Origin of the sequence: uncultured Sphingomonas sp., assembly GCF_913062585.1 — a bacterium.
Taxonomy (GTDB): Bacteria; Pseudomonadota; Alphaproteobacteria; order Sphingomonadales; family Sphingomonadaceae; genus Sphingomonas.
In genome coordinates this window covers 23649-40088 of record NZ_CAJXWX010000024.1, presented here as the reverse complement: position 1 = coordinate 40088, position 16440 = coordinate 23649, and the positions used below count along the sequence as shown (strand labels likewise).

Annotated in this window: 19 protein-coding genes; 15 read left to right on the top strand and 4 right to left on the bottom strand. The window is 67.6% G+C overall.

The genetic code is table 11. From position 1 onward, the window contains the following. Positions 1-69: 69 nt before the first annotated feature. From argS to tatC, 8 genes are all read left to right on the top strand, one after another. Positions 70-1800 carry an arginine--tRNA ligase gene (argS, locus tag QZ546_RS14455; RefSeq protein WP_294238949.1) on the top strand — a complete coding sequence of 577 codons (1731 nt, stop codon included), beginning with the start codon at positions 70-72 and terminating at the stop codon, positions 1798-1800. After that, complete coding sequence (locus QZ546_RS14450; RefSeq protein WP_294238947.1) at positions 1800-2543, top strand: SPOR domain-containing protein; 744 nt, start codon at positions 1800-1802, stop codon at positions 2541-2543. The genes argS and QZ546_RS14450 overlap by 1 nt, the downstream gene beginning before the upstream one ends. A gap of 55 nt (positions 2544-2598) precedes the next feature. Continuing rightward, positions 2599-3603: a glycoside hydrolase family 3 N-terminal domain-containing protein gene (locus QZ546_RS14445; protein WP_294238945.1), complete on the top strand. Its 1005-nt coding sequence runs from the start codon at positions 2599-2601 to the stop codon at positions 3601-3603. Between the two features lie 344 nt (positions 3604-3947). Beyond that, positions 3948-4670, top strand: coding sequence for a ScpA family protein (locus QZ546_RS14440; protein ID WP_294238943.1), 723 nt, complete (start codon positions 3948-3950; stop codon positions 4668-4670). Further along, entirely contained in the window at positions 4667-5281 is a 615-nt protein-coding gene (gene scpB, locus QZ546_RS14435; RefSeq protein WP_294238940.1) for an SMC-Scp complex subunit ScpB, read from the top strand. Before QZ546_RS14440 ends, scpB begins: the two co-directional genes overlap by 4 nt. Before the next feature lie 143 nt (positions 5282-5424). Beyond that, the gene (locus tag QZ546_RS14430; protein WP_058715864.1) at positions 5425-5661 is read left to right on the top strand and encodes a Sec-independent protein translocase subunit TatA; all 237 of its coding nucleotides are present in this window, start codon (positions 5425-5427) and stop codon (positions 5659-5661) included. A gap of 32 nt (positions 5662-5693) precedes the next feature. Beyond that, complete coding sequence (gene tatB / locus QZ546_RS14425) at positions 5694-6155, top strand: Sec-independent protein translocase protein TatB (RefSeq protein ID WP_294238939.1); 462 nt, start codon at positions 5694-5696, stop codon at positions 6153-6155. Then, complete coding sequence (gene tatC / locus QZ546_RS14420; protein WP_294238936.1) at positions 6152-6946, top strand: twin-arginine translocase subunit TatC; 795 nt, start codon at positions 6152-6154, stop codon at positions 6944-6946. The genes tatB and tatC overlap by 4 nt, the downstream gene beginning before the upstream one ends. A gap of 292 nt (positions 6947-7238) precedes the next feature. On the opposite strand, the gene QZ546_RS14415 is transcribed toward tatC, so the two are convergent. From QZ546_RS14415 to QZ546_RS14405, 3 genes are all read right to left on the bottom strand, one after another. Continuing rightward, positions 7239-7373, bottom strand: a complete 135-nt coding sequence (locus tag QZ546_RS14415; RefSeq protein WP_294238933.1) for an entericidin A/B family lipoprotein — start codon at positions 7371-7373, stop codon at positions 7239-7241. Positions 7374-7665: 292 nt separating this feature from the next. Next, positions 7666-9255 carry a histidine kinase dimerization/phosphoacceptor domain -containing protein gene (locus tag QZ546_RS14410; RefSeq protein ID WP_294238931.1) on the bottom strand — a complete coding sequence of 530 codons (1590 nt, stop codon included), beginning with the start codon at positions 9253-9255 and terminating at the stop codon, positions 7666-7668. Positions 9256-9266: 11 nt separating this feature from the next. Beyond that, a complete protein-coding gene (locus QZ546_RS14405; RefSeq protein ID WP_294238927.1) occupies positions 9267-9416 on the bottom strand; it encodes a NepR family anti-sigma factor in 150 nt (49 codons plus the stop codon). A 270-nt stretch (positions 9417-9686) separates the two neighbouring features. Between QZ546_RS14405 and QZ546_RS14400 the strand changes: the two genes are divergently transcribed. The 4 genes from QZ546_RS14400 (at position 9687) to QZ546_RS14385 (ending at position 12098) form a co-directional block, all read left to right on the top strand. Beyond that, positions 9687-10487 carry a response regulator gene (locus tag QZ546_RS14400; protein WP_294238924.1) on the top strand — a complete coding sequence of 267 codons (801 nt, stop codon included), beginning with the start codon at positions 9687-9689 and terminating at the stop codon, positions 10485-10487. Between the two features lie 62 nt (positions 10488-10549). Further along, entirely contained in the window at positions 10550-10687 is a 138-nt protein-coding gene (locus QZ546_RS14395) for a hypothetical protein (protein WP_294238921.1), read from the top strand. Between the two features lie 106 nt (positions 10688-10793). Beyond that, positions 10794-11441, top strand: a complete 648-nt coding sequence (locus tag QZ546_RS14390) for a sigma-70 family RNA polymerase sigma factor (RefSeq protein ID WP_294238919.1) — start codon at positions 10794-10796, stop codon at positions 11439-11441. 72 nt (positions 11442-11513) lie between these two features. Next, complete coding sequence (locus tag QZ546_RS14385; protein WP_294238916.1) at positions 11514-12098, top strand: class I SAM-dependent methyltransferase; 585 nt, start codon at positions 11514-11516, stop codon at positions 12096-12098. On the opposite strand, the gene QZ546_RS14380 is transcribed toward QZ546_RS14385, so the two are convergent. Next, entirely contained in the window at positions 12089-12292 is a 204-nt protein-coding gene (locus tag QZ546_RS14380) for a hypothetical protein (RefSeq protein WP_294238913.1), read from the bottom strand. The two genes, QZ546_RS14385 and QZ546_RS14380, sit on opposite strands and share 10 nt — an antisense overlap. A 110-nt stretch (positions 12293-12402) precedes the next feature. On the opposite strand from QZ546_RS14380, the gene QZ546_RS14375 reads away from it, so the two are divergent. The 3 genes from QZ546_RS14375 to QZ546_RS14365 are packed head-to-tail and all read left to right on the top strand — an operon-like array spanning position 12403 to position 16338. Next, positions 12403-15075: a bifunctional [glutamine synthetase] adenylyltransferase/[glutamine synthetase]-adenylyl-L-tyrosine phosphorylase gene (locus tag QZ546_RS14375; protein ID WP_294238910.1), complete on the top strand. Its 2673-nt coding sequence runs from the start codon at positions 12403-12405 to the stop codon at positions 15073-15075. Next, a complete protein-coding gene (locus tag QZ546_RS14370; RefSeq protein WP_294238907.1) occupies positions 15062-15517 on the top strand; it encodes a peroxiredoxin in 456 nt (151 codons plus the stop codon). Before QZ546_RS14375 ends, QZ546_RS14370 begins: the two co-directional genes overlap by 14 nt. Beyond that, positions 15514-16338 (top strand): ferritin-like domain-containing protein, encoded by an 825-nt coding sequence (locus QZ546_RS14365; RefSeq protein WP_294238904.1) that lies wholly within the window; start codon positions 15514-15516, stop codon positions 16336-16338. The genes QZ546_RS14370 and QZ546_RS14365 overlap by 4 nt, the downstream gene beginning before the upstream one ends. The last annotated feature ends 102 nt before the right edge of the window (positions 16339-16440 follow it).

Genomic DNA, 16440 nt, shown 5'->3' with positions numbered 1-16440 from the left:
CCAAGCATTTGAAGCCCGCGCCCGATTTCGCTAGAGCGCAAAGCTTTGCTACCCCGATCGGACGATGTGATGACCCTCTACACCCGCTTTGCCGCGCATATCGACGCGGCGCTGGACACGCTGGTCGCCGCCGGCACGCTGCCCGGCGGGCTGGATCGCCGCAACGTGACGGTCGAGCCGCCGCGCGATGCGAGCCATGGCGACCTCGCCACCAACGCGGCCATGGTGCTGGCCAAGCCCGCCGGCACCAATCCCCGCGCGCTGGCCGAGGCGATTGCGGCCGAACTGGGCAAGCTGGACGAGGTGGACAGCGTGTCGGTCGCGGGGCCGGGCTTCCTCAACATGCGGCTGACCGATGCGGCATGGCGGGGCGAGCTGGCGGCGATCCCGCAGGCGGGGGCCGATTATGGCCGCTCGACGCGCGGGAATGGCGTGACCGTGAACATCGAATATGTCTCGGCCAACCCGACCGGCCCGATGCATATGGGCCATTGCCGCGGCGCGGTGGTGGGCGATGCGCTCGCCACGCTGCTGGAGTTCGCCGGGCACAAGGTTATCCGCGAATATTATGTCAACGATGCGGGCGGCCAGGTCGACGTCCTCGCCCGCTCGGCGCATCTGCGCTACCGCGAGGCGCTGGGCGAGACGATCGAAATCCCCGAGGGCCTCTATCCGGGCGAATATCTGAAGCCGGTGGGCGCGGCGCTCGCCGCCGAGTTCGGCAACGTTTACGTCGACGCGCCCGAGGGGGAGTGGCTGGTCCTGTTCCGCACCCGCGCGGTGGCGGCGATGATGGCGATGATCCGCGAGGATCTGGCGCTGCTGGGCATCCATCACGACCTCTTCTCGTCGGAGGCCGAGTTGCAGGCGGCTGGCAAGCCCGAAGCGGCCGAGGCCGAACTGCGTTCGCGCGGCCTGGTCTATGACGGCGTGCTGGAGGCTCCTAAGGGCGAGACGCCCGAGGATTGGGAGCCGGTCGAGCTGCCGCTGTTCCGCTCCAGCCAGTTCGGCGACGATCAGGATCGCCCGATCAAGAAGTCGAACGGCGCCTGGACCTATTTCGGTGCCGACCTCGCCTATCACTATCAGAAGGCGCAGTCCGCCGACCAGCTGATCGACATTTGGGGTGCCGACCATGCCGGCACCGTCAAGCGGATCGTCGCTGCGGTCGAGGCGCTGACCGGCGGCAAGACCAAGTTCGACGTGAAGCTGGTGCAGATGGTCCGCCTTCTGCGCGGTGGCGAGCCGGTGAAGATGTCGAAGCGCGCGGGCAATTTCGTCACGCTCGCCGATGTCGTGCGCGAAGTCGGCAAGGACGTGGTGCGCTTCACCATGCTGACCCGGCGGGCGGACGCGCAGATGGACTTCGACTTCGCCAAGGTGGTCGAGGCGTCGAAGGACAATCCGGTCTTCTATGTGCAATATGCCCATGCCCGCATCGCCTCGCTGAAGCGTCGCGCGGCCGAGGCAGGTATCGGCCTGGAGGGCGGCACCGCCGACCTGTCCCTGCTTGATACGGAAGACCTGGCGCTGGTGAAGCTGGCCGCGCAGTTCCCGCGCATCGTCGAAACCGCGGCGACGGCGCGCGAGCCGCACCGAATCGCCTTTTATCTCTATGACTTGGCGGCGGCTTTCCACGCCGCCTGGAATGTCGGCAACGATCGCCCCGATCGCCGCTTCCTGATCGCGGAGAATGCCGAGGTCACGCGTGCGCGTCTTTTCCTCAGCGACGGGATCGGGCAAATCATTCGTAACGGTTTGGCGCTCATGGGTGTCGAAGCGGTTTCGGAGATGAAGTGATGGCGAACGACATGGACCTGGGTCGTGACTATGACCGGGAAGAGGATCGGCTCCCCTGGCTGGAAACCGTCGAAGCCGACGAACCCGAAGGCGTCGGCCTGGGCAAGGTCCTCGCGCTGGTCATTCTGGGCCTGGCCGTCCTCGCGGCACTCGGCTTCGCGCTTTACAAGTGGCAGGCGCATGAAGCGGCGGCGGACGGCGACGGCGCGGTGATCGCCGCGCCCGAGGGCGATTACAAGGTGCGCCCGGCCGATCCGGGCGGCCTGAAGGTCAAGGGCGAGGGCAACACCGCCATCGCCACCAGCGCGGGCAAGCCCGGCGGCACCGGCGCGATCGACCTGCGTGCCGTGCCCGAGGCGCCGATGAACGGTACGCGCGTCGTGCAGAAGCCGACCGAGGCCGGTGGCGGCCGCAACGCCGTGGCGCAGGTTCCCGAATCGGGCGGCAAGCTGGTCGCGCCCGCCCCCGTGGCGGCGGCGCGTCCTGCGGCCGCCGCGTCGACCGGCAGCGGCGCGATGGTCCAGCTGGGCGCCTATCCCAGCGAATCCTCGGCCAATGTTGCCTGGGAACGCTATTCGAAGCGCTTTTCCTATGTCGGCGCGCTGGCCAAGGTGGTCCAGCCCGTCGCCTCGAACGGCAAGACCCTTTACCGCCTGCGCGTGAATGCCGGGTCGGCCAACCAGGCCGCCGACATTTGCGGTCGCCTGCGCGTGGCGGGCGAAAGCTGCTTCGTCGCCAGCTGATCGAACAAGCCCCTTTCCCCGCAGCAGCGGGGGAGGGGCCGGAGTGTTTCGTCCCATGATCCCCGTCATTTTCGGCCTGTCGGGCCCGGTGCTGACCTCTGACGAGCGGGCCTTCTTCGCCTCGGTCGAACCGGCGGGCTATATCCTGTTCAAGCGCAACATCGTCGACCGGGCGCAGGTCCGCGCGCTGACCGACGATCTGCGCGCGCTGGCGGGGCGGGGCGATTTGGCGATCCTGATCGACCAGGAAGGGGGCCGCGTGGCGCGGATGGGGCCGCCCGAATGGCCCGCTTTCCCCGCCGGGCCCGCCTTTGCCAAGCTCTACGAAATCGCGCCCATGTCCGCGATCCAGGCGATGCGCGCCAATGGCCAGGCGCTGGGCCTGATGCTGCGCGAAGTGGGCATCACCGTCGACTGCGCGCCGCTGCTCGACGTGGCGCAAGCCGATACGACCGAGGCGATTGCCTGTCGGGCTTACGGCGCCGAACCGATGCAGGTCGCCGCGCTGGGCCGTGCGATGCTGGAGGGACTGGCGGCGGCGGGCGTGGTCGGCGTGGTCAAGCATATGCCTGGCCATGGCCGGGCGCTGGTCGACTCGCACCATCTGCTTCCCACCGTCACCGCGAGCGAGGCGGAACTGGCGGTCGATCTGGAACCCTTCGTCACCCTGGCGCGCGCACCGATGGGCATGACCAGCCACATCGTGTTCGAAGCCTGGGACGCCGATCGCCCCGCGACCCTGTCGCCGGTCGTCATCGAGCGGATCATCCGGCAGTGGATCGGCTTCGACGGCCTGTTGATGACCGACGATATCGACATGAAGGCGCTGTCGGGCACGGCGGGCGAGAAGGGGGCGGGTGCGCTGGCGGCGGGGTGCGACCTGGTGCTCGACTGCTGGGCGCGGATGGACGAGATGGTCGAGATCGCAGGCCGCGTGCCCCCGATCACCGACGCAGCCCGCGCCCGGCTCGACCGGGCCATGGCAAGTGTCGGTGCGGGCGGGGGCGACTTCGCCGAACTGATCGCCCGGCGCGACGCGTTGCTCGCGCTGGCGGAATAGAAACACCCCATTCCTCCCCATCGAAGATGGGGAGGGGGACCGCGCCCGCAGGGCGTGGTGGAGGGGCAGGGGCGTCAGCCGCCGTCTGCGACGGCGCCCCTCCACCATCGCTGGCGCGATGGTCCCCCTCCCCAAGCGAGCTTGGGGAGGATTGAAGTGGCGATCGGCGGTTTCCCGATTCCTCCCCAAGCTCTGCTTGGGGAGGGGGACCGCCGCGAAGCGGTGGTGGACGGGCATGGGGTCGCCCTTCGCGGGGGAATGATGATCTTGCCCCCCGGCTTCTGCGGAAAGATAAACCCCACCCGGCTCGCCATGGCTTCGCATCGCCGCTAAGCTTGCCCGTGATGACAGGGGAACAGCTGACGCTCGATCTGGACGGATGGGAGGGGCCGCTCGACCTGTTGCTGTCGCTCGCGCGGTCGCAAAAGGTCGATCTGCGGCAGATTTCGATCCTGGCGCTGGTCGAGCAATATCTTCGCTTCATCGACCGGGCGGGGCGGATGCAACTGGAGCTGGCGGCCGATTATCTCGTGATGGCCGCGTGGCTCGCCTATCTCAAATCCTCGCTGCTCCTGCCGCGCCAGCCCGACGAGGACCCGGATCCGGAGGAGATGGCGCTGCGCCTGCAACTCCGGCTCGAACGGCTGGCGGCGATGCGTGAGGCGGGCGCGCGGTTGATGGCCCGCGACCGGCTGGGCCGCGACGTCTTCCCGCGTGGTGCGCCCGAAGGGCTGGCCGTCCAGCGCAAGGCGCTGTGGCAGGCGGAGCTGTACGACCTGATCGCCACCTATGGCCGGATCAATGCGCGCACCCGGCCCGTCATGCATGTCGTCGCCGACCGGCAGGTGATGACGCTGGAGGCGGCGCTGGAACGGGTGTCGATGCTGGTCGGCAGCCGCGTCGACTGGTCGGCGATCGAAACCTTCCTGCCCGACGGCACCGAGCGGCTGCGGCGTTCGGCGCTGGCGTCGAGTTTCCTCGCCGTCCTGGAGCTGGCGCGACAGGGCAAGGTCGAGCTGCGCCAGGCCGCGCCCTTCGCACCGCTGATGATCCGCCAGCCCGCATGAGCGCCCTCGACCCGACGGTCCGCGCGGTGGAGGCCGTGCTGTTCGCCTCGCCCGAACCGCTGAGCATCGATTCGATCCGCGCGCATGTGGGCGTCGAAAAGGGCGGCAGCGATATCCGCACCGCGCTGGAGACGCTGGAGGCGACCTATAGCGGACGCGGCATCGCACTCGTCCAGCGCGGCGACCGCTGGCATTTCCAGACGGCGCCCGATCTCGCCCATCTGCTCCGCCGCGACCGCGAGGAAGCACGCCGCCTGTCGCGCGCGGGCATCGAGACGCTGGCGATCATCGCCTATCACGAACCGGTCAGCCGCGCCGAGATCGAGGCGATTCGCGGCGTCGCCATCTCCAAGGGCACGCTCGACGTCCTGATGGAAGCGGGCTGGGTCCGTCCTGCCGGGCGGCGCGAGGTGCCGGGGCGGCCGCTGATCTATGCGACGACGCCCGCCTTTCTGCAGCATTTCGGGCTGACCAGTCGCCGCGATCTGCCCGGGATCGAGGATCTGCGGGCCGCCGGTCTGCTCGATCCGGTCGACCTGGCGCTGGAACGGCTGGAGGACGAGGCCGAAGCATCGTCGGGCGCGCGCGAAGAACAAGGCGATAGCGATTGAGCGCTTTCCTTTGCGTCACGGCAGCGTCACAATGGAACGCCACGGCTTCCTAAGCCCGATTGGGGGCCCGATCGCATCGCCGACACCATTGCCGCTGGCGATGCCAAGGCCTAGATAGACAGATATATTCCAGGAGACGTGCCATGGGCAGCTTCAGCCCGATCCATCTTGTCGTTCTCGCGATCGTCGCGATCCTGCTGCTGGGCGGCGGGCGTTTCTCCAGCCTGATGGGCGATGTCGCCAAAGGCGTGAAGAACTTCAAGAAGGGCATGGCCGAGGAGGACGAGACGCCCGCCAAGCCGTCGCCGCGTATCGAGGCGCAGAAGTCGGCCGAGCCCGCCTTCGACCGCGATGGCGAGCGCGTGCGCGACGATCGCTGATCCGGCCCGCCTAGACCCAGCACCGGACCTCCATGTTCAACATTGATTCCAGCGAGTTCCTGCTGGTCGCCATCGTCGCGCTCGTCGTGATCGGTCCCAAGGACTTGCCCAAGGCGATGCGTGTCGTCGGTTATTGGGTGGGCAAGGCGCGGGGCGTCACGCGCCAGTTCCGCCAGGGCTTCGACAATATGGTGCGCGAGGCCGAGCTGGAGGAAATGGAAAAGCGCTGGGCGGCGGAAAATGAGCGCATCATGCGCGAACATGCCGCCGAGACGCCGTCGGTGACGCATGTCGATGATGCGCATCCCGCACCGGCCCCTGTCACTCCCGCCGCCTTGCCGGACCCCGCCCATCCGACCATGACGGCCGATGCGCCCCATGCGAATGCGCATCCCGATCATAGCGATCGGCCGGTGATGGTCGAAAAGCCGGTCGTTGCTCCCGCGCCCGACGGCGAACATCCGTCGCGCGGGAATGAGGGGGCCGCGTCGTGAGCGACCTGGACGAAATCGACGCCAGCCGCGCCCCCCTGCTCGACCATCTGATCGAGCTGCGGCGGCGGCTGCTCTACTGCATCGTCGCGATCGCACTGGCGTTCGGCGTGTCGATGTATTTTTCCGAAGCGATCTTCGGTTTCCTCGCCAAGCCCCTGCTCAAGGCGGGGCAGGGCACGTTGGTATATACCCAGATTTTCGAGGCCTTCTTCGTCCAGGTGAAGGTGTCGTTCTTCGCCGCGATGATGATCTCCTTCCCGGTGATCGCCAACCAGCTGTGGCAGTTCGTCGCGCCGGGGCTCTATCGCAAGGAAAAGAAGGCGCTGCTGCCCTTCCTGCTGGCCACGCCCGTGCTGTTCCTGATGGGCGCGGCCATGGCCTATTACATCGCCATTCCGATGGCGCTGCACTTCCTGCTGGGCTTTGACGGCATGGTGGGCGGGGTGAAGCGTGAGGCGCTCCCCGCAATCGGCAATTATTTGTCGTTCGTCATGCAGTTCCTGTTCGCCTTCGGCCTGGCATTCCTGTTGCCGGTGCTGCTGATGCTGCTGGAGCGGGCGGGGATCGTGACCCGCAAGCAGCTGATCGCCGCGCGGCGCTATGCCATCGTCGCGGCGACCGCGGTCGCCGCGGTGCTGACCCCGCCCGACCTGATGTCGCAGGTGCTGCTCGCGGTGCCGCTCATCATCCTGTATGAGCTGGCGATCATCGGCATCTGGTTCACCGAGCGGGCACGGTCCAAGCAGGCCGCGATCGAGAGTGACGAAGAGGAAGCCGACGCGGCGGCGTGATTGGTCGGAATGGGTGGACAGGGTCCTCGGTGAAAGCCGGGGACTTTTTTTATGGGGTTTCCCTTGGCCTTCGACTTCGCTCAGGCGGAACGGGGTGAGGTAGGTTCTCGCCCGGCCGCCGTTCAGCCTGAGCGAAGTCGAAGGCCATGCCCCGAACCTCTCCAGCGGACCGCCTGAAACGCTGCCGTAAAGCCGCTGCGCCGACAAGAATGCAGCCCCCCAATGGAGCAACGAAAAAGGGGCCCCGGCGCTGTCCGCCGGGGCCCCTTTCCATTTCAGCCGGGTGCGTGGCTTACTTCGACTTGTCGGCCGTCTTGGCGACGGTATTGCCCGCCGAGCTGACGTCCTTGCCCATGCCCTCGACCGTGTTGCAGGCACTGACCAGCAACGCACCGGCGACGACTGCCAGACCCATGAGCTTACGCATTCTTAGTCTCCTTCAAGAAATCCGTGACCGCCCAATGCGCCAGCCGCACATTCGTTCCGGCGGTGTCACGGATCACAGGTGGACCGTGTTTCGGATCAAGGGATCGACGATGTGGGAAAAGATTAAGGCCTGGAAGCGTCACCGGGGGGGGGGGAGGGTGGACGCTTCCAGGCCTATGACTTGGACAGCGAGAGCGGGGGGGCATAAGTTCGCTATCCGAAGAGCATAACCCGCTGCCCGGGCAGGGGTTCCCGGCTTTTCCTGCGATCGCGAATCTTTTTTCGGAAAAAAGTTAATCGCGTCCGACGACGGGGATTGCGATCTCATAGGCGCCGGTCAGCGGATCGTGATGCAGCGCGGAACGCAGCTGGCGGGCAAGCCCTTCCATGACCCGGCCATAGCGCTTGCCGATCAGATGGCGCAGCTCGTCCGTCTCGACGAGCGCGCGCGACACGACGCGAACGACCGCGCGCCCCTCTTGTTCGGCGGGCTTGATCGCAACGCGGATCTGCGCCGCGGGATCGCAGTTCATCGCCAGCTCGATCGTCTCGGTCACGAGGAAGGCGACCGCGACCGCGACGTCCTGGTTGACGAGCAGCGGCGCCACGTCGAGCGAGATGCCGATGCCCGCCGCACTTTCGGGGGCCGTGGCGCGGATATTGGCGGCCAGTTCACCGATCATGGTGCGCAGGTTCAGCCCGCGATTTTCCTCCAGCTCGGCGAAATGGTGGCGATGGACCACCGCCAGCGCATCGACCCGCCGCTGGATCGAGGAATAGGCCGCCATCGCCTCCGGCCCCGTCGCGCCGCGCGCGTGGAAGTTGATGAGGCTGGAGATGACCTGCAGGTTGTTCTTGACCCGGTGATGGACCTCGCGGGTCAGCTTGGTCTGGCGCACCAGACCCTCGGCCAGGCCGGCTTCGTGCGTGGCGACCGTTCGGGTGATCGCCTCGAAGGTATCGGCCAGGTCGCGGATCTCCTGGGCGGGCGCAGCCTCGACCTGCGAGATGTCCAGCACTTCGCCTGGTTGATAGGCCGCAACGATGCCGCGCAGGCGGCGTAGCGGGCGGATCAGCAGGCGGTCGACGATGAACCAGCCCAGCACGACCGCCGCCAGCCACATCAACAGCGGCAGGGCGAGCGCCACGATCAGCGAGGAGGTGATGGGCGCGCTGGGCGTCGAGGTGCGCAGGACCAGCCCGGCAATGCCAAGCTCGGTCCGCATCGACTTCATCCGGTCCAGCGCACCCTGTCGCGCAAGCGAATGGAGGGGCAGCGCCTCGCCGTCCAGCTCCAGCACTGATGCGATCGGACTGGTCGGTGCGGTCTGGTCGATCAGCGACTGGAGGAAGGGCAGCGGGAAAAAGGCGCGGGCCTGGGCGCGTCCGTCCTGGCTGGCGACCGACAGGACCAGCCCCTTGCCGGGCAGGATGTCGGCGCCGATGGGCGACCCGTCGATCGGCGTCGGCAGCGCGGTGGGTAGGGGATCGCCGCACAGCGTCTTCCCCGCGCGATCGGTGATGAGGAAGCGCGCGCCGGTCAGCGACTGTTGCGCGAACACGCCCTGGGCCCGCGCGCAGCTGGGCATGTCGCGCGGATCCTGGCCCATCGCCCGCACCGCGACGCGCAGCGCGGTCATGTCGCCCATCAGCTCGGCGGCGATGGCGCGGGCATCCTCATTGGCGGCGATGCGCAGGCGGCCGCTGGCCTCGCTATCGGCCAGGCGGGTCGTCTGCAGGGTAGCGAAGATCGCAATCGCGGCCAGGATGAACAGGGTGCTGCCGAGAACGAGCACGAGTTTGGCGCCCGTCGTCAGACGCGGCGGGGCGGGACGGAGGCGTTCGAGCGCCTCGACGTCGTCGGTGGGGGAATTACTGGCCATGCGGCCCGACGTCAGCCCAGCTTGCTGAGCAGGTCAAGCATCTCGTCGGGGATCTTTTCGTCGACGGTGTTCTGATAGGCTTGGCGAAGCGCCGAGCCCGCATCTTTCTCACCACCCTTTTGGGGAGCGGCGGACGGCGTCTTCTTCGTCTTGTTGCCCAAACTCAAAATATCCCCCTGCACGACCCACTAGCGGGGCAACCGACGCAATGGCGACCCTCGGCGTCGCCGGTCGGCCTGACGCCCAGAGCCTATAGTTGATGTGGCGATGAAACCAAATTCGATCTGGTTGGTTCCCGATGCGATACGAAAAATCCGTTCGTCCTGTCACGACGGCGCGGCGAGCGGGCTTTTCGCGGAACGGCATTGAAAACAAGCGCGGCGGCCAGCACATCGGGCATTCGCGAATATCTCAGGGAGTGATCATTACCCATGTCGCTTGGACAGCAGCTTGCGCCCCATCTTCCCTTCCTGCGGCGCTATGGCCGGGCCCTGACCGGCAGCCAGATGCACGGCGACAAATATGTTCGCGCCACGCTGGAGGCGATCGTCGCGGCCCCGGACCAGTTTCCGCGCGACGTCGATCCGCGCCTGGGCCTCTACCGCATGTTCCAGGGCATCTGGTCCTCCGCCAATTATGACGAGCTGGACAATGACGGTGTCGATGCCGACGGCAACGAAGGCGTCGCCCGTGCCCGGCTCGCCCGCATGACGCCGCTGTCGCGCCAGGCACTGCTTCTGACCGCGATGGAGGGCTTCACGCCGGAGGACGCCGCCTATCTGATCGACGTGGAGCCGAGCGAGGTCGAGAATCTCGTCTCCGAAGCGCTGGTCGAGATCGAGAAGCAGACCCGCGCCCGCGTGCTGATCATCGAGGACGAGCCGATCATCGCGATGGATATCGAGACGATCGTGCGCGACCTGGGTCATGAAGTCACCGGCGTCGCCGTGACCCGTGACGAGGCCGTGGCGCTGGCCATGGAGGATCGTCCCGGCCTGGTGCTGGCGGATATCCAGCTTGCCGATGACAGCTCGGGCATCGACGCGGTCAAGGACATCCTGGCCGAGTTCGAGGTGCCGGTGATCTTCATCACCGCGTTCCCCGAGCGCCTGCTGACCGGCGAGCGGCCGGAGCCGACCTTCCTGATCACCAAGCCGTTCCAGCGCTCGACCGTGAAGGCGGCGATCAGCCAGGCGCTGTTCTTCGACCAGAGCACCGTTCCCGCGGAGTAAAGGTAGATCAACAAAGTCTATCAGTTACGGACCCAAAACGGTCGACGGGCGTTGAGGTGGACATGGCTGATCCCAATGAACCCATTCATGTCGCCAAAGAGGATGCCAGGGCAGGCTCCACTCCGCATGTGACGCGGTATGTCCTGCCCATTTCGCTGATCCTCGTGATCGTGATCTTCGCCTATCTGGTGTTGCGCTGATCCGGGTTTGGTTCATTATGGCCTTGGTACGGCTGGCAATTATGCGCCGGTCACCTTATGTTTCGAAACGGCCGCAGCTTCGGCCGTTTCCGATGATCGGATTTTCATGACGCAGCCACTGACGCGGGACGAGATCGAGGATGACGCGACCGATGCGCCCGTCGAGCACGTCGCGCTGGACGATTCCGAATTCAAGACGGAACTGGCCCGCGTGATCCCCCATCTGCGCGCCTTTGGCCGATCGCTGTCAGGTAGTCGCGATCTGGCCGACGATCTGGTGCAGGAAACGTTGCTCAAGGCCTGGGCCGCGCGCAAGCGGTTCCAGGCGGGCACGAATATGCGTGCCTGGACCTTCATCATCCTGCGCAACCTCTATCTGTCGCAGATGCGTCGCGCGCGTTTCAAGGGCGAGTGGGACGATCTGGTCGCCGACCGCATCCTGGCGGCGCCCGCCAGCCAGGATCGCCATGTCGAACTGGGCGATATGCAACGCGCGCTGATGCACCTCCCCCAGCCGCAGCGCGAGGCGCTGATCTTGGTCGGTGCGGGCGGCTTCGCCTATGAGGAAGCGGCCGAGATCTGCAACGTCGCGGTCGGCACGATCAAGAGCCGCGTGGCGCGCGGTCGTGTCGCGCTGGAGGCGATCCTGACCGAAGGCGCGTTGCCCTCGCGTCGCCTGCATGAAACCGACAGCAGCAAGACCGCGCTCGACAGCATCATGGGCGATGTCGACCAGTTGAGCGGCGGGCGGTAAACCGCCTCACGGCGTGACATGTGACCGTCTCGGCCCCCAAGGCCGGGGCGGTTTTTTTTATGGAGATGGGGCTTGGCCGATGCTTCGTCGGGTTGGGAGGCGGTGGCGGATCGCTTCGCCACGCTGCGCTCCGACGTGGGGACGGAGGTCGTCCTGCGCTGGGCCGCGCATTTGCCGCCGGGCGGGGAGATACTGGATATCGGCTGCGGTACCGGCGTGCCGATCGGGCGGGCGCTTCGGGCGGCGGGATTTGCGCTGTTCGGGGTCGACCCTTCGCCGACCATGTTGGCCGCCTATCGCCGCCATGTCCCGGATGCGATCACGGCTCGCCAAACGGCCGAAGATAGCGATTTTTTCGAGCGTCGATTTGACGGGATCGTCGCGATCGGGCTGGTCTTCCTGTTGTCGCCGGGCGATCAGCATCGCCTGTTGCTGCGTCTGGGGGCTGCGCTCCGGCCGGGCGGGCGCTTTTTATTCAGTGCGCCCCGCATGGCATGTGCGTGGAACGACAGTCTGACGGGCAGGGCATCCCAGTCGCTCGGCGAAGGCGAATATGCCCGGTTCCTGGTGGAGGCGGGGATGCGGTTGGTGGCCGATTATACCGATGAGGGCGGCAACCATTATTATCACGCGGTATCGACGGCGGGTCAGGCCTGATCGAACGGATTCGCGTCCCGGCCCCCGCGTCCCCGCAGCGGCGAACGGTCCAACCGGCTGAGCAGTCGCACCCAATGATCCGGTAGGCAAATGGGGTCGGAAAAGGCCGAGCGGAGCGCGCGGCCGATATCGTCGGTGCGCCGGGGGGCGCGGACGATGCGGATTTCGCTGTTTCCGGGTTCGGTGCTCATCATGGCAACATAACCGATGAGGTCTTGACAAGTTGCAAATAATCTGATGCGCCACCGTCAACATTGCGGAAAATCTTTGATGTGACGGGCTTGGCCAGCGTAGAAGCGCGAGCATGACCAAAGTCCCATCGTCCTTGCCCGATGCGGTCGCGCGCGCGCGCCGAAATGCGTCCTTTCTGGCGATGCTGCTCGACCGCGAGCCCGAGATCGAAGCACGGGCGCTGGAGAATGTGCTCGTCGATCCGTCACCTTTGGGTGGCGACCTGCCGGTGGGGACCGCGCTGCGCCGGGAGCGGCGGGCGCTGGCGCTGACCGTGGCGCTGGGCGATCTGGCGGGGTTGTACGACCTGACCGAGGTCACGCACCGCCTGACCGATTTTGCCGATCGCGCGCTCGACCGGGCGATCCGTGCCGCGATCGAGGAGCGGACGCCGGGCGCCGAGCCGGTCGGGTTCGCCGCCATCGCGCTCGGCAAACAGGGCAGCCGCGAGCTGAATTATTCGTCCGACATCGACCCCATATTGATCTTCGATCCGCAGACCTTGCCCCGTCGCCCGCGCGAGGAGCCCGAGGATGCGGCGGTCCGGATCGGCAAGCGGGTGATCGAACTGCTCCAGGCGCGCGACGGCGAGGGTTATGTGCTGCGCGTCGACCTGCGGCTGCGCCCCTCGCCCGAGGCGACGCCGATCGCGATTCCCGTCGAGGGCGCGATCGCCTATTATGAGAGCCAGGCGCTGACCTGGGAGCGGGCGGCGTTCATCCGCGCGCGGGCGGCGGCGGGCGATATGGCGCTGGGGCAGCGTTTCCTGGATGCGATCCGGCCCTTCGTCTGGCGGCGCGCGCTCGATTTCGGCGCGGTCGGCGAAATTCGCGACCTGACTCGCCGCATCCGCGACCATCATGCCCAGGGGCAGGCGATGGGCCCCGGCTACGATCTGAAACGCGGCCGCGGCGGCATTCGCGAGATCGAGTTCTTCGCGCAGATTCATCAGCTGATCCATGGCGGGCGCGATCCCGCCCTGCGCGCGCCTGCGACGCGCGATGCGCTGGCGCGGCTGGCCGAGGCGGGGCGGATCGACGCAGGCGAGGCGGCGGCGCTGTCCGATGCCTATGTGCTGCTGCGGACGATCGAACACCGGGTACAGATGCTGGATGATCGCCAGACGCACCAATTGCCGCTGGGCGAGGGGCTGGACCGGGTGGCGGGCCTGCACGGCCTGGCGGATGGCGCGGCGCTGGTCGCGATGCTGGCGCCCGTCACGGCGCGGGTGGGCACGCTCTACGATGCGCTGGATGCGGATGAACGGCCGCGCCTGCCGCATGATCCGGTCCTGCTGAACGCGCGGCTGGCGGCGGCGGGTCTGCGCGATGTCGAGGCGGCGGCGCGGCGGATCGCGGCGTGGCGCGGCGGCGACTATGCCGCGCTGCGCAGCCCGGCGGCGCGTGAGGCGCTGGACGCGGTGCTGCCGACATTGGTCGAGGCACTGGGCGAGGCGCCCGATCCCGATGCCGCGCTGCTCAAACTCGATTCGCTGTTCGAGCGGATGACGAGCGCGATCAACATCTTCCGCCTGCTGGAGGCGCGACCCGGTCTCGCCAGCCTGACCGTGGCGATCCTCAGCCATGCCGCGCCACTCGCCGCCGAACTGGCGCGGCGGCCCGCCTTGCTGGACGGGCTGATCGACGCCTCGGCCTTCGAGCCTTTGCCGGCGGTCCGGTTCCTCGAACGGGCGATGCGCGCCGGCGAGACGGGGCAGGATTATCAGGACCGGCTGGACCATGTTCGTCGTGTCGTCGGCGAACTGCGCTTTGCCCTGGGGGCGCAGATCGTCGCGGGGCGGGCCGATCCGCTGGCGGTGGCGGGCGGCTATGCCCGCGTCGCCGAGGCGGCGGTCGGCGTGCTGGCGCAGGCGACGGTGGACGAGTTCACCGCCGCGCATGGCCGGGTGCCGGACAGCGAGCTGGTCATCCTGGCGCTGGGGCGAATGGGTGGCGCGGCGCTGACCCATGCCTCCGACCTCGACCTCGTCTATCTCTTCACCGGCGAGTTCTCGGCCGAGTCCGATGGGCCCAAGCCGCTGGGCGCGACGCTATATTATAATCGGCTGGCGCAGCGGGTGACGGCGGCGCTGTCGGTGCCGACCCAGGCCGGGCCGCTCTATCCGGTCGATACGCGGCTGCGGCCGTCGGGTACGCAGGGGCCGCTGGTCGTGTCGGTCGAGAGTTTCGCGCGCTATCAACGCGAGGATGCCTGGACCTGGGAGCATATGGCCCTGACCCGCGCGCGGCCGATCTTCGGCTCGGCGGAGGCGCGGGCCGCGGTGTCCGCGATCGTCGCCGATGTGCTCAACGGCAATCGCCCGGCGCGTGACATCGCGGTGGAGGCGGCCGGGATGCGCGCCGATATGGCCCGGCACAAGCCGCCGCAGGGGCCGCTCGACGTCAAGCTGCTGCCCGGCGGTCTGGTCGATCTGGAGTTCGCGGTGCACCGCGCGCAGCTGATCTATCGGACCGGCTTCGACCCCGATCTGGGCGGGGCGATCGCGCGGCTGGTCGAAGCGGGCCTGATGCCGCCCGCGATGGGCCCGGCGCATGACGTGCTGACCCGCGCGCTCGTCGCCTTCCGGCTGCTGGTCCCCGATGGGCAGGCGCCGCCCGAGCCGACTTGGCCGCTGATCGCGCGGGCCATGGCACTGCCGGACTGGGACGCGGTGGTTGAAACGCTGGACGCGACGCGGCAGGAGGTGCGGGCAATCTGGCAAGGAGCGGGCGATGGAACTGGGTGACGCGATTCCGGCGGTGACGGTCAAGACCGCGAACGACGCGCCGCTGGCGCTGGGCGAATTGGCGGGGCCGCTGGTCGTCTATTTCTATCCCAAGGACGATACCAGCGGCTGCACGCGCGAGGCGCAGGACTTCACCGCGCTGGCGGGCGATTTCGCGCAGGCGGGCGTGCGGGTGATCGGCATCTCCAAGGACAGCCCGGCCAAGCACCGCAAGTTCACCGAGAAGCACACGCTGACCGTCGAACTGGTCAGCGACGAGGAGGGTGGCGCCTGCGAGGCGTTCGGCGTCTGGGGCGAGAAGCAGCTCTACGGCAAGACCTATATGGGCATCGAGCGGGCGACCTTCCTGTTCGGGCGCGACGGCACACTCGCGCAGAGCTGGCGCAAGGTGAAGGTGCCCGGCCACGCCCAGGCGGTGCTGGAGGCGGCACGCGCGCTGTGACGACGATCGCGCAAGGATGCGCGGCGGTCCTGCGCGAAGGCGATCCGCGCGCCAAGGTGCGGATCGCCCGCGCCACGGCGCGCGCGTGGCGCCGGGGGGCGTTGGAGCATCGCTTCGACGTGGCGATGCCCGATGCGCCGGGGCGGCCCGACCGGCCCGAACTCCTGCCGCCCAACCGGATGCCGAAGCGCGGGCGCGGCGGCTCGGAGAAGGGGCGGATCGCGCTGCTCCACGCGCTGGCGCATATCGAATTTTCGGCGATCGACCTGGCCTTCGACGCGGCGGGGCGGTTCGGGGCGCAGTTTCCGCGCCGCTTCGTCGATGACTGGATCTCGGTCGGCGCGGATGAGGCGATGCATTTCGCCGTGCTGAACCGCCGGTTGAAGACGCTGGGATCGGGGTACGGCGACCTGCCCGCCCATGCCGGGCTGTGGGAATCGGCGGAAGAAACCGCGCATGATGCGATGGCACGGCTGGCCGTCGTACCGATGGTGCTGGAGGCGAGGGGCCTCGACGTCACGCCGGAGACGGTCGCCCGCTTTCGCACCGGGGGCGACGAGCCGTCGGCGCGCATCCTCCAGCGCATCTATACCGACGAGATCCGCCATGTCGGATTCGGCGCGAAATGGTTCGGCTATCTGGCTGCCGGGCATGACATCGAGCCGGCCAAACATTGGCAAATGCTGGTCCGGCGGCATTTTCGCGGGGTGGTTAAGCCACCGTTCAACGTTTCGGCGCGCGAGACAGCCGGTTTGACGCGCGATTTCTACGAGCCCCTTGCGGACATGGAACCCGTGAAGGCACAAGCTGACCGTCTGTAACGCGGTGGGGCTGCGAAACAGCATTGGATGGACGAAGCCGGGCAAACCCGATCGGGGGCGCTTGGCCGCAACGTGTCGGGGTTCGATGAAGCAGCTTCAGTT